24 protein-coding genes are annotated in these 21336 nt (G+C 36.2%); 23 read left to right on the top strand and 1 reads right to left on the bottom strand.

Features of this window, described 5'->3' with window-relative positions; genetic code table 11:
- Positions 1-670: 670 nt before the first annotated feature.
- From TT13_RS09975 to TT13_RS09945, 7 genes are all read left to right on the top strand, one after another.
- Positions 671-1471: a hypothetical protein gene (locus TT13_RS09975; protein WP_027699828.1), complete on the top strand. Its 801-nt coding sequence runs from the start codon at positions 671-673 to the stop codon at positions 1469-1471.
- A 13-nt stretch (positions 1472-1484) separates the two neighbouring features.
- The gene (locus TT13_RS09970) at positions 1485-1763 is read left to right on the top strand and encodes a hypothetical protein (protein ID WP_027699827.1); all 279 of its coding nucleotides are present in this window, start codon (positions 1485-1487) and stop codon (positions 1761-1763) included.
- A 63-nt stretch (positions 1764-1826) separates the two neighbouring features.
- Positions 1827-3578 carry a KxYKxGKxW signal peptide domain-containing protein gene (locus TT13_RS09965; protein ID WP_027699826.1) on the top strand — a complete coding sequence of 584 codons (1752 nt, stop codon included), beginning with the start codon at positions 1827-1829 and terminating at the stop codon, positions 3576-3578.
- 209 nt (positions 3579-3787) lie between these two features.
- Entirely contained in the window at positions 3788-4693 is a 906-nt protein-coding gene (uasX, locus tag TT13_RS09960) for a serine-rich aggregation substance UasX (protein ID WP_027699825.1), read from the top strand.
- Positions 4694-4705: 12 nt separating this feature from the next.
- On the top strand, positions 4706-5653 hold the full coding sequence (locus TT13_RS09955; protein ID WP_045477189.1) for a conjugal transfer protein: 948 nt from the start codon (positions 4706-4708) through the stop codon (positions 5651-5653).
- A 17-nt stretch (positions 5654-5670) separates the two neighbouring features.
- Positions 5671-5898 (top strand): TcpD family membrane protein, encoded by a 228-nt coding sequence (locus TT13_RS09950; RefSeq protein ID WP_027699823.1) that lies wholly within the window; start codon positions 5671-5673, stop codon positions 5896-5898.
- A 2-nt stretch (positions 5899-5900) separates the two neighbouring features.
- Positions 5901-6269: a hypothetical protein gene (locus TT13_RS09945; protein WP_027699822.1), complete on the top strand. Its 369-nt coding sequence runs from the start codon at positions 5901-5903 to the stop codon at positions 6267-6269.
- Between the two features lie 67 nt (positions 6270-6336).
- Here the strand turns inward: TT13_RS09945 and TT13_RS11375 are convergent, their stop codons facing one another.
- Positions 6337-6507 carry a hypothetical protein gene (locus tag TT13_RS11375; RefSeq protein ID WP_190279664.1) on the bottom strand — a complete coding sequence of 57 codons (171 nt, stop codon included), beginning with the start codon at positions 6505-6507 and terminating at the stop codon, positions 6337-6339.
- Positions 6508-6713: 206 nt separating this feature from the next.
- Here TT13_RS11375 and TT13_RS09940 point away from each other — a divergent pair, with 206 nt between their 5' ends.
- The 16 genes from TT13_RS09940 to TT13_RS09865 all read left to right on the top strand — a co-directional run bounded on the left by TT13_RS09940 (position 6714) and on the right by TT13_RS09865 (position 21315).
- Positions 6714-7070, top strand: coding sequence for a nucleotidyltransferase family protein (locus tag TT13_RS09940; protein WP_027699821.1), 357 nt, complete (start codon positions 6714-6716; stop codon positions 7068-7070).
- Positions 7060-7431, top strand: coding sequence for a HepT-like ribonuclease domain-containing protein (locus TT13_RS09935; protein ID WP_052348619.1), 372 nt, complete (start codon positions 7060-7062; stop codon positions 7429-7431). Before TT13_RS09940 ends, TT13_RS09935 begins: the two co-directional genes overlap by 11 nt.
- Before the next feature lie 142 nt (positions 7432-7573).
- A complete protein-coding gene (locus tag TT13_RS09930; protein WP_027699820.1) occupies positions 7574-8113 on the top strand; it encodes a lipase chaperone in 540 nt (179 codons plus the stop codon).
- Positions 8114-8167: 54 nt separating this feature from the next.
- Positions 8168-10015 carry a CD3337/EF1877 family mobilome membrane protein gene (locus TT13_RS09925; RefSeq protein WP_145912377.1) on the top strand — a complete coding sequence of 616 codons (1848 nt, stop codon included), beginning with the start codon at positions 8168-8170 and terminating at the stop codon, positions 10013-10015.
- A 3-nt stretch (positions 10016-10018) separates the two neighbouring features.
- On the top strand, positions 10019-11167 hold the full coding sequence (locus TT13_RS09920) for a phage tail tip lysozyme (RefSeq protein ID WP_027699819.1): 1149 nt from the start codon (positions 10019-10021) through the stop codon (positions 11165-11167).
- Positions 11168-11182: 15 nt separating this feature from the next.
- Positions 11183-11722, top strand: coding sequence for a hypothetical protein (locus TT13_RS09915; protein WP_027699818.1), 540 nt, complete (start codon positions 11183-11185; stop codon positions 11720-11722).
- On the top strand, positions 11706-12296 hold the full coding sequence (locus tag TT13_RS09910) for a hypothetical protein (protein WP_027699817.1): 591 nt from the start codon (positions 11706-11708) through the stop codon (positions 12294-12296). The genes TT13_RS09915 and TT13_RS09910 overlap by 17 nt, the downstream gene beginning before the upstream one ends.
- Before the next feature lie 9 nt (positions 12297-12305).
- The gene (locus TT13_RS09905) at positions 12306-12755 is read left to right on the top strand and encodes a hypothetical protein (protein WP_027699816.1); all 450 of its coding nucleotides are present in this window, start codon (positions 12306-12308) and stop codon (positions 12753-12755) included.
- A 19-nt stretch (positions 12756-12774) separates the two neighbouring features.
- The gene (locus tag TT13_RS09900; protein WP_027699815.1) at positions 12775-15291 is read left to right on the top strand and encodes an ATP-binding protein; all 2517 of its coding nucleotides are present in this window, start codon (positions 12775-12777) and stop codon (positions 15289-15291) included.
- Positions 15292-15296: 5 nt separating this feature from the next.
- Positions 15297-16661, top strand: coding sequence for a cell division protein FtsK (locus tag TT13_RS09895; protein ID WP_027699814.1), 1365 nt, complete (start codon positions 15297-15299; stop codon positions 16659-16661).
- A gap of 41 nt (positions 16662-16702) precedes the next feature.
- Positions 16703-16951, top strand: a complete 249-nt coding sequence (locus TT13_RS09890) for a hypothetical protein (RefSeq protein WP_027699813.1) — start codon at positions 16703-16705, stop codon at positions 16949-16951.
- 194 nt (positions 16952-17145) lie between these two features.
- On the top strand, positions 17146-17652 hold the full coding sequence (locus tag TT13_RS09885) for an antirestriction protein ArdA (protein WP_027699812.1): 507 nt from the start codon (positions 17146-17148) through the stop codon (positions 17650-17652).
- A gap of 290 nt (positions 17653-17942) precedes the next feature.
- The gene (locus TT13_RS09880; protein ID WP_027699811.1) at positions 17943-18233 is read left to right on the top strand and encodes a hypothetical protein; all 291 of its coding nucleotides are present in this window, start codon (positions 17943-17945) and stop codon (positions 18231-18233) included.
- Between the two features lie 557 nt (positions 18234-18790).
- The gene (locus TT13_RS09875; protein WP_027699810.1) at positions 18791-19237 is read left to right on the top strand and encodes a hypothetical protein; all 447 of its coding nucleotides are present in this window, start codon (positions 18791-18793) and stop codon (positions 19235-19237) included.
- A gap of 2 nt (positions 19238-19239) precedes the next feature.
- Positions 19240-19542: a hypothetical protein gene (locus tag TT13_RS09870; RefSeq protein WP_027699809.1), complete on the top strand. Its 303-nt coding sequence runs from the start codon at positions 19240-19242 to the stop codon at positions 19540-19542.
- A gap of 261 nt (positions 19543-19803) precedes the next feature.
- The gene (locus tag TT13_RS09865; protein WP_190279663.1) at positions 19804-21315 is read left to right on the top strand and encodes a replication initiation factor domain-containing protein; all 1512 of its coding nucleotides are present in this window, start codon (positions 19804-19806) and stop codon (positions 21313-21315) included.
- Positions 21316-21336 lie beyond the last annotated feature (21 nt).

Below are 21336 nucleotides of genomic sequence, written 5' to 3'. Positions count from 1 at the left end.
ATGCTTCTGTTACACAAATGCAAAATTGGGTGTTTATGTAACAGGCGTTTTACAAAAGTATTCCTAGTTCGTAACAGATGTGCATTTGGGGTTGCAGGTTGAGAATAAAATTATAAGCATAAGGTGATAGAGAGATGTTTGTAATCTCTTTGAAATATTACCTTGTGCTTATTTAATTAAATAGGGCAAAGTTCTTATATTATTTAAATTAAAAAGGCATAAGGTAATTAGAGTTAAATTCTCTGTATTACCTTATGCCTTTTCTTTTTATAAGCTGCCATAACAACATGGTAGAAAATAAAAAAACGACTAGCTCTAACTAGTCGTCCTTAGTTCATTGATAACTTCATATACTTCAATAAAGCATAATCACGGTATCATTCATTACCACAAGTAAATAATACCATGAATTTAATAAATATTCCTAAAATTTAGCTTTATTGCGGAGCAGTAATCTTAGAGAGAAAAGTCTTGTGCTCCGATATCAAAAGGTGCAGTCTGCATTTACTGAATGTAGGTAGATGTGGCTATGTTATCGAATAACTGGAGTGGTTGACTACAACTGCGAGAACATATGGTTCTTTTAACGCATATTGCATAGGTGTATGGCAACATACCTGCAGGCGATTTTTTAGAAATTATTTTATTGAAGTATTGGAGAGTTATTTTTATGATTAACGCATTTAAGAGTTTATCGTTATTAGGTTCAAGTGTTGGAACTCTAACTTATATCGGGCCTGATGTTGTTGGCCGTAATAGTGATGTGAAAGTTGCACAATTTAATGTAGGAGATAGTTTTGAAACAATTAAAGTTACTCCACAAGTTGCTTTTGATTTCAATCGCAAGTTTGGTGAAACAATGCGCTTGATTGACGCAAAAATTATCGCTGGTGAAGCAAGGACTAATGCACGTGCTGGCGCACGTGTAGCAACCTATTCGGGAACGATTTTAACAGCTTCAAGTAATGAGCAAGATAAGTATTCGATTGACGAGTATGACGCTCTTTTTGTTACTGGTAAGAAACAGCATGTAGTAGGCAGAGTTCGTAGTGCTGACGCATTCAATCGTCATGACTTAATCTTGTTCTCGATTGCACCCAATTATAAGGCTGATGACCGTAACGGGGTAGCTCGTGATACTCAAACTGATGAGCCAATCATTAGTAATTATCAATTTAATTTCATTCCTAAGTCAAAAGCTAATGGTGAAGTTACGGAAGAAGATTATATCCGTATTTTAGTTAAACCAGAAGAGTATGACCGGGTGATTGAAGATTTGAAGCCGGGTCAACAAGTTTACCCACAGGGGTTAAAGTTTGCATTCGTTGGGAACACTTCTACTGACTGGACTGTATACGCTGACCAGATTGACTTAGTGCCAAGTAATCAGGCTGCAGGTACTACTCCAAAAGCTGACAGTAAGCCAGCTAGTGAAGTAAAGAGTAACGGCAGTGAAGCAAAAAAGAATTAAATAGAGGTAAGTAATGAGAGCGTCCTTTATTGATATTCGTTATGCTCACATTACCCGGCGATTTCGCTATCCAGTTAATAACAAAGAGTTTTTTAATTGGTTAATGGTCGTTGGAGCAAATTGTGTAGATGAATTAGCTTTAGTTGGTTATCAATTGCCAGCTGATTTTGTTCTTCAAGATGAAAATTTAAAATTACAAGATTTAATACCCTTCGAAGATTTGAGAATGGAGTTTTCAAATTTTGAGTATTATATGCCACGTAAGCAGTTATTGAACATTATGGCTCAATAAGTGCTTTTTATTTTGCAGTTTTTATTAATTTTAGGGAAATAGCAGAAAGAAATAGGTTATATCATGGAAAATTCACCAAGATTTAAGATGTACAAAGACGGTAAGAAATGGTTAGTTGGTGCGGCTGCAGTTGCTGGACTTATGGTAATGCAATCGGGTTCAATGCATGCAAGTGCTGATGAAGTGCACACTAATTCAAATAATGCGGCTACCGAGTCCGTTAATATGCAAGATAACGGCTTACAAGCCAATGCAGTTACTTTAAAGTCTGCCACAGATAAGGCAAATACTGACGCTCAAGCTTCTGCAGCTAGTAAAACAGCTGTGCAAGCTGATGTTTCAACACCTGATGAAGGTAAAAAGGTAATTGATGATAAGCAGGCTCAAGTTGACGATAGCACTACAAATGCTGAAAATAACGGCGTTGTAATCAATCATAATGACGCTAAAGACATTCATATGAATGATGATAACGCTAACGAGGAAACCAATAAGGCGGCTTCTGATTTAGATAAGCAAAAGGCTGATGTTGATAAGGCAAATGCTGAACAACAAGCCAACAAAGAGGCAGCTGACAAGGCAAACTCTGAACGTGATGACGCTATTAACCAGAGTGAAGCTGATTTAGATAAGGCTAAGCAAGACCAGCAAGACCAAATCAATGATAGTAAGGACGCCGGGGTCGATACGAACGTTACCGACAAGACAATTACTCCCGATTATCAAGATTTAACTGGACTTACCGGTCAGGCATTGCTAGACGCAATGCAACATAATATTGATGCCTATCAGGACGCTATGAAACAAGCAACTGACAGTACCAATAGTGATACAAAGCAGCTTAAAGAATTGACTGCTAAGTATGAAGCTGCATTAGCACAATATCAGGCTGAAAAAGCCCGAGTTGATAAGGAGAATGCCGAAAAGAAAGCTGCTTATGAAAAAGCCCTTAGTGACTTTATGAATGGTACAAACGTCAATGTTAATATGGACGCTCATACTGATACAGATATGGGCGACGGTCAATATAAAACAATGATGACGGCTGACGTAAATTCCGAAACTGGAGAGTTTACGCTTAAGCATGATATGAATGACGGTAATTCAATTATCGGGCAAGGTGTACTAACTGGAAAGATTATCTTTACTGTTGTATCAAATGGTGACGGTACAGAAACAATTACTGTAACCGGTATTGAGCTTTATAAGTACATTTACACCAACTTGAATATTAATACTGCTAACAATAAAAATATCAATTTCCATGTGTACGACAATAACGGGAACGAACTATTCTCAGTTGCACATGACGGACAAACTTCATTCGAAAAGGATATTAATAAGACTTTTAATATTAATCAATCGTTTAAGTTGACACCCGGTCAACAATCTTCAATGTTCTCATTTTTGAAGATTGCTGATAACTGGATTTATAACACGCACGGGCAAGTTGAAATCGCCTTTACTAACACTAACAAGGCGCCTGATTTGCCAGATTATGAACCAGAGCCTACGGCACCAGATAAGGTACAAGGTGAAGTTACTAATTATTCAGTAACACAATTGCCTAAGGCTGATACGCCAAAGGCTCAAGAGGCAACCGTTACACCGTATAAGGTAACGGTTGACCCAGAGCCAGCTCAACCAGCACAGCCAACACCAGCGCAAGTACAAGCTTCACTACCTGAAACGGGTATGGAGCAAGGACTTGGCTTATCTGGGGTAGGCTTTGCATTACTTGCGGGCATGGCTGCATTTGGCACTGCGAAAAAGCGTAAGAAAGATGGTGAACAAACGATTAACAGAGGAGAGTGAAAGTGAATGAGTCCTCATATTTGAAAATTACTGACAACTGGGTTTATAGAACACATGGGGAAGTTGAGATTATCCCCAGTAAGTTAAATGAGGTATTTGATTTACTAAATTATGAACCAGAACCAGTAATTAATTATGCTGCGTGCGAACCAAGATCGTTAATATAAAAATAATCAAAAATCATATATTAAAAGGTAGGTTAAAAAAATATGGATACTAAGAAAGTAATTGTTGCTTCTGCTATTGCGTTGGGTGCTACCGCAGTAGGCGTAACAAGTGCAAATGCTGACCAAGTTACAACAGCCAAGACTGATACACCAGTCACAGCTCAAGCAACTAAGGCTAGTCAAAATCTACAATCTAATACTGTCAGTTTGGGGACTAAGACTACTAATGCTGCAGCAACTACTAACGCCAATACAACGGCTAAGACTGATGTTATCAATTTAATTTCAGGTAAGACGCTCAACAAGGATATTGATGACGGTACTGGCAAGGATATTAATGACGGTACGGGAACTAATACTGATGACGGTACTGGTAAAGATACCGATAACGGTAAAGGAACTAATACTGATGACGGTACTGGTAAAGATACCGATAACGGCAAGGGTGATAATACTGACAACGGTGCTGGTGGCAATACTGATAACGGTGGCGGAAAAGACACCGACAACGGTACTGGCGGTAATACTGATAACGGTTCCGGCAAGGACACCGATAATGGTGGGAAAAACTCTAATTCTGACAAGGATAAGGGAGATAGTACGGACACTGGTAAGAATGACAATTCAAATACCGATAGCAATACGGTGACACCTGTTCCGGTTCAACCTGATAATTCAGGTAACACTATCCAAGTTCCAACCATTGCTCAATCGACACCAGAAGTTGCTAAAGCCGTAACTAGTTACAATCAAGCCTTAGCTGATAATAACGGTGATAGTAATGCAGCTGCCGTTGTTCAAGCAAAAGACGCTGTGAATAAAGCCGTCGCAGACGCATTACCAGAGACGGGATATACAGAACAAGCTGGTCTTAGTGTTGCAGGTCTCATACTAACAGCTATCGCTAGTCTATTTGGTATTCTAAAGTTCAAAAAAATTAATAACTAGGAGTGAATTTTAATGCACATTCCTAAATTCAAGGTTAGCTTTGACTATGAAAAAAAAGTTAAAGATAAGCCGATGAAAATAAAGAAGTCTCATGCTGTGTCTTTGCGTAAAGCAAGATTTATAGTTGGGACTTTTTTAGTTCTCATACTTGTTTACTGTACTTTTACAGTTATTCAATCACGAGCAATTGCGGTCAAAAATCGTTCATTACGTGAAAACGTTACGGCACTGACTAAAAAATTAGATGAAGCAAGCGCTGGCTCAACCAGTTATAACCCAGTTGTTGGTCAATATTTAACTGACTTTCTGACAATTTATTACACAGTTGATAAATCACAGACTAGTGACCGTGATCGAGAATTACGAGGGTATTTTGCTAAAAATTTATTGTTTGACGGTTCTAAGCAAAATGACGTAGATATGACCTTAAAGCGGACAAAGCTAAACGGTATTTTTACAGTTGATGGTATTAAAACCGGACAATTTGATTTGACCGTGAATGAAAACGGACAAGATAAAGAACTGACTGTAAATGTTCCCTATCAACAAAGTAATGAGAAGCTAACGGTTATCGGTTATCCATATATTGCCGAACAGATTAATAGTATCGGTCAAGTTGGGACAGCTAGGTTCGCTAAAAATGGTAAGGCATTAACAGATGAGAACACTGTAAAACATATTCAAGAGTTTACAGACCAATTTATTCATAAATATCTATCCTCTTCTAAGAAAGAAATGTCGTTAGTAATGGCTGACCCACAGGGGCTAGAAGGTTTGGCAACGTTGGATAGCTTAAATGATAGTGATATAAACGTTACTGGAACAGAAGCACACCCTAAGGTTGACGTTAAATTCACAGTTAAAGCTAAGGATAGCGATATTGTACAAAACCAGTTTATTCACCTTGAACTAAAGAAGCAGGATAATACCTACTTTGTCACTAAGCTAGTTCAGGCTTAGAAAGGAGGTGAGAAATTATGGATCTGTATTCTAGTATTAAACCGGCGATAATTACAATATTGATGTTCGCAGCTGTAATATATGCAGTATTTAAGTTCTTTAAAAAAGAAACACGTGCTATGTGGATCGGTATTGGAATTGCAGCTGTATTATTGTACTTTATTAAGAGCCCGCAAGAAGCGCTCTCGTCATTCGATGGTTTAATCAAGCTTGTTCTTAACTGGATTAGTAGTTTAGGTGGTTGATTATGAATAATTATCGACGAGTTTTTACTTCTTCTGCAAAATTTAAACATGTTTATGGAAATTTCTATTCGCCCTTTTGGATAAATACACGCAAGATGACTATTCTAGGGGTTACTTTTGTAATTGATATTCTTATAATTTTGCTCTTTCATCTGTATACTTCTAAAACGCTTAGTGTTGGTATAGTACTTACAGTTTTTAGTTTATATGGGAATTATAAACTTGATGAACTATTAAATTATAATGATTTACCATTTGAACAAACTGTTAAATATTATTTTAAATATGTGTGGAACTTTAGAATTAAGAAGAAACAGCTTTATCAAGATAAGCATTTAGATAGTAACAACAAACGTTTCAAAATTGTGTGATAAAAGAAAAAACGCTCATTGATCAGTACTCAATAAACGTTCATGTTAGAGATCGTGTCTATGTTTTTTACAAAATAGTTGGACCAAACAATAGACTGGCATAAATTAACATGCCAATTCCAACGATTGGTGCCTCAATTGTAATTTGAATAAAACCTTTAATTAAGCGATATAAAAAGAATATCAAAGCTACTGGTATTAAGCAGCACTCGAAAATATCGTTCATGAATTTACTCATGTGATTACCTCCTTTCTAAATAAAAATAAAAATTTGATAATCTCTAACATGTAAATTTTATCACAAAGTAAAAAAGGACGTATTATGGGTACGTTCTTGATTATGTTTTGGTCGCCAACTGGTAGGACAAATTAGGGGCAGTTCCTAGGCAAAACAACAAAAAATTAGTATTATTAAGTTATCATTCCTGATAGGAGGCTGATATAATGCTACTAAATTTACCAACTGAAAAATTATCATTAAATGAGATAAAGCAGAGGGTTAAAAGCATTTTCTCTCAATATGATATAAAGAAAGCTTATATTTACGGCTCATACGTTAACGGTAATTTTGATTTTACAAGTGATTATGATTTATTGCTTGACGGTTTTTATGGCAAAGGTCAACCGTTTATAGGTCATAAAGCGAGTTTACGAGAATTACAGCGAAAACTTGAAAAAGCTTTAAACAGGGAGGTTGATATTATTTTGTTAAGTAATTTAATGTCACCTAGTACAAATAAGCTAGATGAAGAGTTTAAACAAAATGTGAAGAGAGACATGGTATTGATCTATGGAGAATAACAATAAGGATATTCGGTATCTAAAAGCAATGCTTCAATTTGTCGACGAAATACAAGAAATTGCAAGTAGGCAACCACTGGTTGATATTTTAGACAAACCAGATGTTGAATTAAGTGCAATTATGATGAAACTAACACAAATTGGTGAGCTTGTTGGTCGACTATCATTCAATACGATTGAAAATTATCCAGATGTTCCTTGGATACAAATAAAAGGTCTGAGAAATACAATTGTACATGAATATGAAAAAGTCGATAGGGAGCAACTTAAAGACGTCATAACTACTGACCTAGACTCTTTAAAAGATATGTTAAATGACGTTGTGAGAAATGAGCTTAGGCGTACTAGAAATGAATTTTAATAGTCTATATACAAGCATGTTGATAAGTTAACATGCTTTTTGTTTTGGTAAAGTTTCGTTTGATTGTGAAATTAATATTTAAGATAAGAAAGGGTGTGATAAAATGGAGCTTATAACTAGTAAGAGTGGGGAGCTTCGGGTAATGACTAATAAAACTAAGATAATAATTGTTAGTATTGTGGGTGTGATTGTAATATTTGGTATCGGTGCATTGGTTGGGAACCTAATGCATTCAAACAATAATACGACAGCTAAGACAACGACTGCGGTAAGTAATAAAAGTAGCAAAAAAGCCTCAAGTTCTTCAAGTAAAATAATGAATTATGTTGAAGGTAAAGACTATTCTATTGAACGTACAGAAGTTGACGGTGTTACAAATTCTGTTGTTGATAATACTATGTTGAAAATGGGAATATCTCTTAATCAAAACAATAACATGGCAGAATATATGAAAAAATATGTTACTGTAGTCGTTTATTATGACAACAATCCGCTTCTTGGTGGAAACTCACTTATATTTGAGGCTACATCAATGTCAGGTGAACATAATTATCTAGTTTACGATTTGGAAGACCAACGGAGTGAAGACTATAACTCTGTTGTTACATATTTTGGGCATGATGTTGATAATGGTACAGCAAAACAAGTTTGGAAATTTACTAACATTGACAGCAAAAATTAATTAATTCGACAATCCTATTTTATAAATAGGATTTTTTTATTAGAAAGGATAGTTATGAAAATTTTGAATAGGTGCCTAGGAGTAATTACAATATTAATTACTTCTATTTTTTTGTTACAAAGTTCTGTCTACGCTGATGATGCCGACCCTTTTGCAAGTTCTGGAAAGACACAGACAATAGGCAACATAGATAGTAATGGTGGTAAAAATTCAAAATTTAATAATAATGAGAACACCAACAAAAAAGATTTACAACAGGTAAAAAGTGAAGATAAAGGGCTCAACAAAGATGAAGTTTTAAAACATCTAAATAATCAAGATATTGATTATATAAATGCCAAGTTAATTTCAAATTATATTCCGTATTATCAAAAGCCGGCAGATAGTTTTGATTTTTCAACCCTTACTGCCCATACTTTAGCCAATTTATTTACTTCACTTAATCATGATATTGTCTACGCAGTCTTTGATAAAGCTTTCTCTTTACTATTTGATTTAACTAACGTACAAAATTCGACTAATGATTTATATACCGAGACTGGTACTTTTAATAGTGCATTTTTTAAAAACAAGGCGTTTAAAGAATTACTTTATCTAGCTTTTGCTGCTGGAGTTGTCACAGTTTTTATCAAACAAATAAAAGACCGTGGTGGCATAAAAATTTTGCTTATATCACTAGCATGTTTTGTACTGGGTAGCGCTTGGATAGCAGGAGGTGGGACAGTTCTTAAGAAAATTAATAATTTAACTTCCACTGCCGAAGTTACTGCCTTTCAAGCCACAAATTCAACTAGCAATGTAATTCAAGTTAGCAATTTTCAACAAACAATTCGATATCAATACTTTAAACAAACTATCGAACGTCCTTTTTATGAAGAGAATTTCAATACTACAGAAAATAAGGATATTAATACCAAAAAAGTTGGCGATCCCATTGACTTTATCCGGGGAGCAATCGACAACAATAGTGAAGATGTCCCGGATAAAAACCCAAATATGAACAAAGACGGTAAGAAAAGTTGGTATCAGTTCATTGTTGCTTTTGTGTCACCTACAATGTCTGCGGCTTACGGTGTTCCCTTGTTCGCAATTGGGGTGGTAAATGTTGCTTTACAATTTGCTTCAGTAATGTTGTATTTCTTTGCTCCGTTTGCAGTTTTAATGTCTCTATTTCCCAGATTTGCATTGAGCGGTATAAAGACAGTTATGGGGGCAATTTTTATATTGTTTGGTAAGGTATTTTTAATTCTAGGTATTGTACTTTTGAATTGGGTTCAAGGTTTTACAGATCATTTGGTACCGCCTACTGATAATGGTGGCGCGATATTGAACGCTCTATTGTATATAACATTTCTATATCTAGTTTGGAGAAACAAAGGCAGAATATTTGGCATGTTGACGGGTTCTAGTGTTGCTGAAAGGGTTGCGGATAAAGTCCATGTTCGTAAACCGTATGAGGAAATGAAGCAATCTTACGGTAAGGCTAAGGATATGTTTGTGAACGGTCGGACACACGCTAAAAATACTCGTAATAACTATCAAAAGGCTAAAAATTGGACTAAAGATAAGTTTGGCAAGGGTAACAATGAAGAACCACCAACACAACAATCAAGAGAGCGAAATTCTGACCCAGAAGAAGTGAAAAATAGTGAACACCTTCGGCAACAAGCTCGTAATCGTGATAGAAATTTTGGCAATAATAAGTCAATTGAGCGCCAACCAACAATGCCAAATAATCAAACTAATGAATATAGTGGGCATACAGAAGCTGGTGAAGTTGAAAAAGCTAAGCAAAAACGACAAGCTGCACGTTCATTTGTTTTACAAAAGCAAGAATATGACGGTAAGAATGTGCAACGAGATGAAAGTAAGAGAAACCGCATGGGTAGAGATGAGGTGTAGCTTATGCGTAAAATTTTAAAATTCTACACGATTATGCTTGCCGCCATTGTATTACTGTTAATTCTTATAATTGGTTTGATTAGCAACACTAAATCACAGCAATGTGATAGTGATAATACAGGCAGTAACGTTGTAACCTCGGCAGATAAACAACAAACCGCTAAATCAATTTACGATAATCTAAAGAAACAGCCTAATACTACTGACGCAGGCATTGCTGCTTACTTAGGTAATACTGAGGTAGAAAGTGGCATAAATTCTAATAGTATTCAGTCTGGGGCTGCGTTTAATCAAGTTAAAGCAATGGATAAAAATTTATCTGGTTACGCTTTCGGTTTTAATCAATGGGATAGCGGACGCCGAGTTAATCTATTGAATTATGCGACAAAACAAAGTAAATCATGGACTGACCCTAGTTTACAGCTAGATTTCGCTTTGAATAATGACGGCGCTGACTCAACACTTTTAAAACAAGGCCTTGCAATGACTGATGTATCACAGGCTACTGAATTTTTACGAGCTAAGTGGGAACGTGGTGGTGTTGGGACAACTGAAAAGCGGACTAAGTTTGCTAAACAATGGTATTCAGAATTAGCCAAGGGCGGCGATACTCCGGCTACTGATGTTGCTGATAGTGGTTTAAATTCGGCAACCAATGAAAATAAAACATCTAGTAGTTCAAGCGGCTGTAAGGTTGATACTAGTGAAGGTATGGCTTCGTCTGGTGCGCCAGTTACCGAAATGCCGGCCAATTACAAGGGTAAGGTAAAAAATACAAACTTCACTGCTACTTCACCAACTAATACCTATCCATTTGGGCAATGTACGTGGTATGTATTTAACCGTATGCAAGCGTTAGGTACTCCAGTTGAGAATTATCTAGGTAATGGTGCTGATTGGGGCGCTAATGCTAAGGCCAAAGGTTATACTACTGACACCAAACCACATGCTGGCTGGGCAATCAGTTTCACGCAAGGCGCTGCTGGTGCTGATCCTACTTATGGGCATGTAGCAGTTGTGGAAGCAATCAGTGATGACGGTTCACACTTTCTTGTTAGTGAATGTAATGTTGTTAATTCCGGTTCAGGAACGGTTAGTTTTCGAGAATTAACGGCCGGCAATGGCATGATTTTTATTCAAGGTAAGCATTGATTAGGAGATTTTAAAATGAAGTATGTTAAATATTTTTGGGTATTAGCTGGTCTTTTGCTTGTTGGATATATTTGGCAAAATCATACGTTGCAAACAACTAATTCACAACTTACAAGGGTTCAAGCTGATAATGAGCATTTAAAAAAGCGGTTAGCTAAGCAATCGCAAAATCAGGTGTCATTGTCTGATGTTAAAGCTAATAAAGAGCAAAGTTTCAATTCAGCTAATGACAGTGTTAAGCAAACAATGCAGTTAATTGTTGGTACTGACCCTAGACAGTTTGAAACTGTACTAGCTGGTAAAGTCTCACCGTCAACCATTAGCTCATTAAAAGCTGATTTAACACCAACGGTTACAACAAGTCAGTTTGATAGTCAAAACGTTGTTTATATTGGTGCAGTAAGTGAGTATGCCGACCCATTAGAGTTTTTAGTAGTTGCTAAAAATGATACACAACAGAATGCGTATTATGTAACTTATGATTTGGCTAGTCATGAAATTACACGGGTTGACCGGGCAGCAATGAAAGGGGTATTTAATGAATACAACGAGTAAAGTACCTTGGGTTATGTCATTAATGGCGATATCTATTAGTGTATTGTTAGCTGGACTTATCGTTAATGTTATTAATAACAATAATGTAGCTTTGGCAAAAACAGCTACTGCACAAAGCGAGTACCGTCAATTAGCTAAAAGCAGTTCAAAAGACACAATGAGTGCTCCAGTTATTCCTGAAAGCACAGATGTTAGTAAGGCTAAGGACAAAGTAAAACAGTTCGCTTCAACTTATTTTACGTATAAGGACGCAGCTGCTTATGCAAAGCGTCAAGCTAATTTATCTGGGACAATTAGGCTTTCGGACGCAGATACTAAATCTTTATTTGCTCCTGATGACAAACAGGCTCAAGTCGACCGTATTAATAATCTGAATTTACGCAGCGAGTACAAAAGTGTTTTAAGTTCTTCTGCAGTTGCTTCAAATTCTAATAATATTGAGCTTGTAAGCGTTGTTTCAGTAAAAGCTGGTAGTGATGATTTAGGCATGAAATCACAAAAGGTCATTTTACATTCAAGTTATGATGTTAATTCCGGGTATTTAACAAACGTACAGATTAATCAACTAATTTAGGGGGAAATTATGAAACAGCGATTATCAAAGAAAGACCGAACAGGCACTAGTAAAACTAAATCAGGTAGAAGTAAGCAGTCATGGTTTTTTAATTCAATCGGGCTGCTTTTTATTTTGGTTGTAGTGGGGTATTTTTTTGCACCATATGCTTCTATGCACTTTCAAAATAACAATGCCGCCACTTTAAACGATAAACAGCAACGTGTCATGTTTTACAGCGCACAATGTTCTGATTGTGCCAACGTTTATCCTAAAGTTTTTTGGCATAATGTTTTGGATTTCGACCAGCCAAGCAAACAAATTCAAACTATTAATTTAGACGCACCAACAAATAAGCATTTTATTGCTGAAAAAGGCTTGATAGCCACGCCTACATTTATGAACTTAGACAACAATACAAGTTCAGTTATTACCAACAGTAAAGATGTTAATAACTATGTTGACGATATAGACAAATAATTAAAGGAGAACATGAAAAATGGCTAAAAAAGTTACTATCCGCTATGAAAACCCAGTTATTCAGTATAAAGATAATTTAGTTTTAACGGGCTTAGGAGATGTTTGGGCTTATTTTAAATTACAACCTTTTCAAATAAACGTTGCTAATAACAACGAAAAAGAAAAATTTCAATCTCGTCTATCTGGAGTATTAGAACGGCTTCAATATTATGAAGATCTTGATTTGAAATTACTTCCAGCAAATATGGACTTATCGGGCAGAATTAGGGGCACTTATGAAGATTGGGCAAATGATACTAGAGACGTAGCTAACTATTATCTTTGGCAAGAAGAAGTTAATATGTTGCAAGCTGAATTTAAGCCTGCAGTTATTGATGAATTTTATATTGGGGTAAAGTTAAAAGCTACCGCAGTGGGTGACGGACTTAAAGACCAAGCTAAATTTATAGTTGACTTGTCTTTAAAACGTATTGCAGAAATGATGAAATTTAGCGTTAAATTCTCTGATGATTTTTTTAATAAATTTTCAGCTATGAATGATGATGTGCTAGGCATATTGCGTGCCTTAGATGCAAAACCTGTAACAGAACAACAATTAGTTAATTTACTAGGCTTTTCTTATCACCAGCAAGACGAACACTCTTTTACAGAGATGAGGAACACAATTTTTGACCCTGCTAAAAAGGGGGTTTTAAAACGTGATAACGGTAATGAAGTTGATTATATTAGTCATTTAGTGTTGAATTTGCCTGATGAATTATCTTATCTTGAATTAATGCCGGTTATTCAATCATTTAAATTTCCTGTCGAGGTACATTTTAAGATTAACTTTCCGAAAAAGAACGGGCTTACCGGTATGAGGCAAAGTGTTGAGGGTGAGCGAGTTAAATATCGTGAGGAGCTAGAAGACGCTACTTTATCTAATGATACTGGGTCTTCAAAAAGTAGCCATAATTATCAATTAGCTGATGATTTAGTTAATATTCTTGACTCTAAATATGCTTTTTTAAGTTGGTCAATGATTTTAGTTGTGCGAGATACTGATTTATCAGAAGTGAAACGCAAAATCAGAAAAATTAAAAGTGATTTGAACACCATTAACAACGATATAGATGTATTTCAACCAAGTTTTAATCAAGAAATGTTGTTGTACCAAATTTTACCCGGTACAACGCTGGGGGTATTTAAACAGTGGCGGCAATATACAACGGCTCCAGCGTTCGCTGAGTTGTTATTTGGTATTAGTACTCAATTAGGAACACAAACCGGCTTCTATATTGGTAGGGTGCTCGATAACGGGCATTACGAGAGCGTAGATGAGGCTGTGGCTTCTTCCCGTGTTCTTTTACTTATGAACCTAATAATTGCTAATAAGGGCATTAAGGGGGCTAAAACGGATAGCCCACATATTCTAATATCGGGTGAGACTGGGCAAGGGAAATCCTTTTTGGTTAAACTTTTATTACTTCATTCTGCAATGTTTGAAGTTAATATGATTTACTTTGACCCTAAGCAAGAGGTACGCAAATGGTTTAACGCTGCTTTAGAAGAAAGCGATAACCCATATTTTCATAAATTGATTAATTCTTTTAACTTTGTAACGCTTGACGCTAATGACCGAGCAAATGACGGTGTACTTGACCCTATTTTAACGTTAAAAGCTGGTCGAGACACAATTGAAGACATACCAGATGTTTTGACTTTGGTTAAGGAAATGCTCGTACAAATACGCCCAGTATCCCATAGTCTTCAACTTGAAACTGATTTAACTGAGGCTATCCATGAAGTTTGCAAGAAAAGATTAGCTGGTGAATTAGTTGGTACTTTAGATGTTATTGAAGAGTTATTTCTTCGTGGTCGTCAAGCTGGGCATGAAGAAACTGAACAATTAGGTAAATATTATCAAGCAACAATTCCAACCTCTATGCTACGCTTGGCGTTTAGTGACGGCTCTAATCGTGGGCTTGAAATTACTGACAAGCGGACAATTTTGGAGGTTGCAGGGCTTGATTTACCTAAAGTTGACGATCTTGTTAAGAATTATACAGATACGCAACGCTATTCTATGTCAATTATGATTGCGTTAGGAAAGTATCTTGAAAAGTTTGGTCGTGCAGATACTGATAAGTTCACTATGGAGATTATGGATGAAGCTTGGATATTTAATACCTCGCCGGCTGGTAAGAAAGTCTTGGATGGCATTAAACGATTAGGACGTTCCGAAAATAATGCATTAATTTCTGTAACTCAAAAAATTACCGATGTTGGTGGTGAAGGTAATAATGGACAGTACGGTCAAATTTTTGCATTTGATGATTCACATGATAGGCCAAGTATTTTAAAAGAGTTTGGGCTTGAGGTTGATGAAGAAAATACTAAAATGCTAGCTAGTTTTAAAAAAGGTCAGTGCTTATATCGAGATATTTATGGCCGTGTTGGTAAGGTTGTAATACATTCATTATTTGATGAATGGACGACAGCCTTTAAGACTGTTGAAGAGAACGCTAGTGCTAAGCTGGAAGCAAAGTATGGGTAGTTGCTATGTATAGAAAAATTAAATATTCTGACCAAGAACTAGCAAAGACTTTATATAAAAGGACTTTGCTTTTTCTTTCGGTGATTTTATTTGTCCCGGTAGTTTTATTCTGGGTGCATTTAATTAAAACGGGCTATCAAGATAAGGCAGGTTACTTTGTTCCGTTAGTAATTATGGCATTGCTGGTTGGTGCAGGTGCCTTTTATTTATTTAGATTGTACAAATACTATGGGTTAAAACATGATAATTGGCTATCAAGAAAGTTTTTGTTAATTGAGACTAAGCAATTATTCGCTAAATTAGTAATTTCCCGGGGTATGTTTGATGTATCTTCTGATGATAAAGGCGAATATATTAGTTATTTCCCTTTAATACGTATAAAGTTCAATTACTCTACGGGTCAGTTATTTGTTGAACAACCTGTTGATGGTGAGAAGTATATGGATACTTTCACGAGTGGTGAGTTTAATAAACTAATAGAGACTGTAATGTTAGCTGACTTGCAAGTAACAGAATTTAAAAAGGGTGTTTTAGTTAGTACGTTTGCTTTTGACCCTATTAAGTTCAGATTACAGTTAGCTGATTTAATGCCTAAAAAGGGTGTAGTAAATATTTTGAAGGGTATTGATTGGAAATACGATAAATTCTATAACATGCTGATTGCTGGAAACGTTGGTACAGGTAAATCGTATATGCTATTTGCGATTTTAGGTCAGTTGTTACAAATTACTAAGTTCATAACGGTATTTGACCCCAAACGCTCTGATTTGGCTAGTTTGAAGTATACAAAGGCGTTAGAAGGTAGGGTATTTAGTACGAATCTTGAAATTAATGAACAAGTGCATGTTTTTCATGAAGAAATGATGTCCCGGGCTGAAAAAATGGAGAAGATTAAAGAGAGTGGTAAATTAGGCGCTTATATGGAGTTTAATTTTAAACCGCATTTTCTATTTTTTGATGAGTTTGGTGCATGGGTTGAAATGAATGATAAAGCGGCATTTGGTTCAGATGAGCGTAAAACTTATGATGTAGCTATGTCTGATATGAAAGAGATAGCTATGCTTGGGCGTGAGCTAGGTTTTTATATCATTGTGGGTATGCAACGTCCGTCAGCGGATAGTTTACCTATGTCTATCCGTAATCAGTTGCAATTTAAGATAGTTATGGGAATGCCTACGTCAGAAGTAGGTAAAATGGTTTTCTCTGATAGTGATAAGCTCCTACGTCCGTTATCACAAGATTTAAAGGGCTGGGGGTTTGTACAGTCGGGCAGTAGTCAAGTACGTTCATTCTTCGCACCTGAATTTACAAAAGGTTTTAATCTGCATGAATGGATAGAAGAAATGAATAGTAAACGTGAAGCTAGTTAATAATTAATTAGCTTTTTTATTTTGGAAAGGTGTGTGTAGATATGTTAGAGGAGAAAAAGTCCTTAAAAAAGTTTTATGAGCGAGTGAATGGGGGTAAACAGCCTAAAAGGTACGCCTTTAGGTTTTCATCAACTGGAGACAAAGAACTTTCATTTTGGGCTCGAGGAGAGCGATTTGTATATAGTTTTGATTTCGATGATAATGGTGAGTTTACGAATTTTCGACTGATAGATAATGAAGATTTAGAGGGGCCAAGTCAAGTTTTAATGGAACACTTATTAAGCAATTAATTAACTTTTTTTAATATTGGAAAGGTGGTTCTTATATTGGTGGTAATTGGTGTGTGTCTTTCTATTGGTCTGCTAGGGTTGTCGTCGTTAGGTTATATGGTACGGCAAGATGTGAACGTTGAGAATGAAGTTGAGTATGCGGAAACTCACGTTATTTATTAATGAATGTTTATTTAGTTAAAGGAGATTGAACTATGGAGATTAATATTAAGATTTTTGTTGGTTTAGTTAGCAGTCCTGCTTCTGGTGTGTGGGCTACATTGCCAATGTCTGTTTCAGATATTAAACGAGAATTGGTAAAAAGAGGTGTATTAAGTAGTCCTGATGAAGACAAGGAATTGATGATTAGCGATTATGAGGCGCCTTTTAAAATATCGGAATTTGAAAGAGTTGAGCGCTTGAATGAAGTTATTTATAACGTAGCAGATGTTGATATCGACAGTGATGTTTTTGAGGCCTTGGTAGAAGACGGCAGAATTGATATTTTTGATTTTGATGTTTCAGAAGTCGAGGACTTAAATGTTGTTGAGGCTGATAGTGAAGAAGATTTAGCTTCAAGCGTTATTGAAGAAGTTGGAGGAGTTTCTGAACTAGGTGAAGAGACTTTAAACCAGTATTTTGATTACAAGGCGTATGGTCGTGATTTGGTGTTGGGTGGCGATTTTACAAACCTAGGTAATGGTTATTTTGTTGGAAATTAAGTAGTAATAGGCACTAATAGAAGTGTCCTGCTAGGCGCAAGTACCTTATTATCCAAAATTGAAAGAGGTTTTTATATGTTAAAAAGATTTATTTATAGTTTAAAAAACAACAATAAGCAACACGATCTTATGATGCTTTTTAAACAATGTCCTCACGGTGAAATGTACAGAGGCATTTCTTTAACAAGGTGTGACGAGCAAGAATAAGTTTAATAATTTAACGACACTCTAATAAGAGTGCCCGGCTAGGCATAAGTACCTGTATTTTAAAATTGAAAGAGGTATTTATTATGATTGACGCAAAGCAAATTTTATCATTAAGTGACGCAGCATTGGCAGAAATGCAAAAGATTGCCGGGGTTGGTGAAATGCCAGCTAGTATCGCATTGAATGATGAGTTAAAGAAAGTTACCCAAATGGGCACAGAAAGTGGGCTTAGTCCTATGATGTTGTCTTATATGGCTGATATTCAAAAAAACATGAAGTTTATGATTGGTACGATGAACTCACTACACACGCATGTGAAGAACCGTGCCGGGGAAATTCAAAATCTTATGCAAGAAGTCTCAACGTTGAAGTAATCAAGTTGGGGCTTTTTATTAGCTAATTTATTGTTTGGTACTTGTGCCTAGCCGGGCATTTTTATTAGTGGTTTTATACCCCGACAAATTAAGGAGAGCTTTACCGTGTTTTTGGTAAAGTTCTCCTTAATTTGTTGGCAACCAACTGGAACGCAGTGGAAAGCGGTAGTTTATGACGGTACGGGGTAAGTAGGTCGTAGGAGATTTTTGGTCTGTTATAGGTATGGGGTGTTTTTGTCTATATAGCAATAGTAGGTGTGGTTTGACCAAAGGGAGAGCCAGTGGCACCACCAGTGGCGTGTCGCAAAGCGACGTAAGCCACGGTGGCTTGGGTGCTGATAAGCGACCCGCAAAGCGGGCGCCAGTGCCTGCCACCTTGCACCTGCTATTGCGGTTAAATGACCTTAACCCCCGTGCACTAACAGGGGGGTTAGATTGCAAAAAGCGCTACGAGCGCCATAACCTGAACGGGTATCAGGTCGGCATTTGTGGCACTTTTAAGTCCGCTTGCTTTTTAGGCATGAAAAGCAAGTTTTTTTAAAGAAAGGTGACATATTTTGACAGATATTAGTTTGAGAATTGTAGATACACATGGCATTTCACATAATTTAAAATTTCCGTGGTCTAGCGAACAAGTTTATGCTGTTGCGGAACGTGGAGTTGGTCGTGCGCTTATCCTCGGTCTATTGCACAATGGGCCGTTTGATTTACACGTTACTGAATTAAGCAGTGAGTTACCGGTTATTAGAAATATTGTTCGATATAAGCAAGCTGGTTACAAAGTGGTTTATGCCAACAATGACATTACCGCAGTTAAGTTGCTATTTGACAATGACTTAACGAAAGCATACGAAGATGTGTTTACCCCATTTGAAATGTCCACAGAAGATGACAATGAATTTCGTTCGGTGGTTACGTGGTACAGCATTTTAGACATGATGAAATCGCACGACCATTTTAAGCAACTTGGCAATGGCTTTTATGCAGATACAGTGGGGGCATAGTAATGAATGATTTTGGCGTTATCAAAAAGCAAAGACAGGATATTATCAATGAATTGCACACTGACTTTGTGTTTTTAATTAGAAATGAGTGGTTTAAATCAGCTGGGATTTTTAATAGTATTATTGGTCCACTGTCAGATATGCTTCATAATTTAGCCAAGCCAACCTATGAATATTTTGATAGTGAGCTTGCTTATTATTCAACATATTTAAAAGAAAATCGGAGTGTCCTGTTAACCAACTTCTTCCCAGCAAATAGGCAGTTAGAAATGATTAATAAATATTTTCAAAAATTGAAAGGTTAGACATATGTCTATAACTACGTTGTTAGCTCCAATACCAGTTCTTTTCCTACTTATATTAATAATAATTTGTCTTCTTGGCGAGGTTGATTTAATTGAGTATATATTACGGGTAGCAGCTATCTATTTTCTATTTCTGATACCTATGGGGCTATTTTTTATCCTGATATTATATTTAAACTAAGAGGCTTCAAAATAATGATAATAAATAATGAATTTAAGCCTTATCAGGCTTTTTTTATTGGCACAAATCAACACAGTTTAATGTTTTCGTTTGAGCCAACGATTTCAGTGGCATTGTTCGCCAACAATGAGTTTGTTAAAAAGCTTGATATAAAGGTGCGTATGACGGAGATTAGCTCATTACCACCAATTGGCACATTGTTGTTTATAGATGAAATTACGGGTAGTGAACTAAAGGGTTATGAAGCTGAATTTACTGACGGCTGGAGTTGGGACTTTAATAACTATGTCAGTCAATTTGAACAGTTATATGCGTTAAAAAATGTAGGTAGTTATCAAATATTACAAGGGAGTAAGAACATGGATAGTTTTATTGAACATGCTAAGTTTAATGGTAAGTTGCTAAAGCTTTTAAGAAGTAAATTGAATTTAACTCAAACTGAAATCGGGGAAATAATTGGTTTAACTCGTCAACGAGTTCAACAGATTGAAGCGGACAATAAAGACGTCTCACAAGAAATGGTTGATCGTTTGGTTAACGTAATACCAAGCCTTACCGACAAAGTTACTATTCAATTAGATTGGGTTAGCTTTAATTTCCCTGAATTAAATGGGACTGAAATTATTAATAACGTACTTCGATTGAAACCTGATTTATTTATTGAACGGCCAACGTCCCAGAACTTTTACACTCGTGAATATGCGTATGCTGGTGAAAAAAGTATTTACGTGCAAGATTTCGCACCAGAGCATGTGTCTGATAGTGGCGATAATGCGGATATTAGTAAAAAAGGGGCAACCTTATTCCTAACTGGTATCGGTACCCGGTTATTTGAAAAAGCATTGTTAGAGCAAGGTTTAACATGGCAAAAGTTCTTTAACCGTATGTATCAATATCGAGGTCATGCAACCCGGTTAGATGTCGCAATCAATGACACTAGCGGTTTATTGAAGATGAATGAATTAGTAGACGCTGTCAGAGAAGGCCGCTTTTGGACGAAAGCCCGGCATTATGCAGTACATGGTAGTGAAGAGTTTGGCTGGACGTTAGATTTTGGAACTTCACCCTTTGTCATTCGTATGTATGATAAGGCTAAAGAGCAGGAACAAAAGGGTAAAGATACAAATATTGTGACCCGGGTAGAATTAGAACTCCATGGTGATAAAGCCACTGATGTTATCCAAGAATGGCTAAGTAATGATAATTTGGTAGGTATTACGTTTGATATTCTGTACACTTATTTGCACTTTGTAGAAGAGCCACTTGATGAAAAAAAGCTAGCCAAAGCACGAGACCGGCGAACTTATATTGAGAGCCTAAAACCAATTGCCGCATGGGCTTTGTTAATTTCATTGGGGCAAAAAATGAAATTTACGACCGAAGCTAAAGAGCAAAGTATCGAAAGCATTGAAAATTGGATAAGTAAGTATGTAGCACCCTCATTAAAGATTATTCAAGAAACGGGACGTTGGCAGAATTTGCTTGAAACTATCCGGGAAATTGATTTATCAGATGATAAAAAGAAGCTTGTACAAGCAGTTAATGCCGAAAACATGTCAATTGATAGTAAAAAAATACCAGTTATTTATTGACATTGTGAAAAAAGGCAAAAC

The sequence above is a fragment of the Weissella oryzae SG25 genome (assembly GCF_000691805.2).
Lineage (GTDB): Bacteria > Bacillota > Bacilli > Lactobacillales > Lactobacillaceae > Weissella > Weissella oryzae.
The sequence above is the reverse complement of the archived record's forward strand: the minus strand, read 5'-3'. Positions and strand labels throughout refer to the sequence as shown.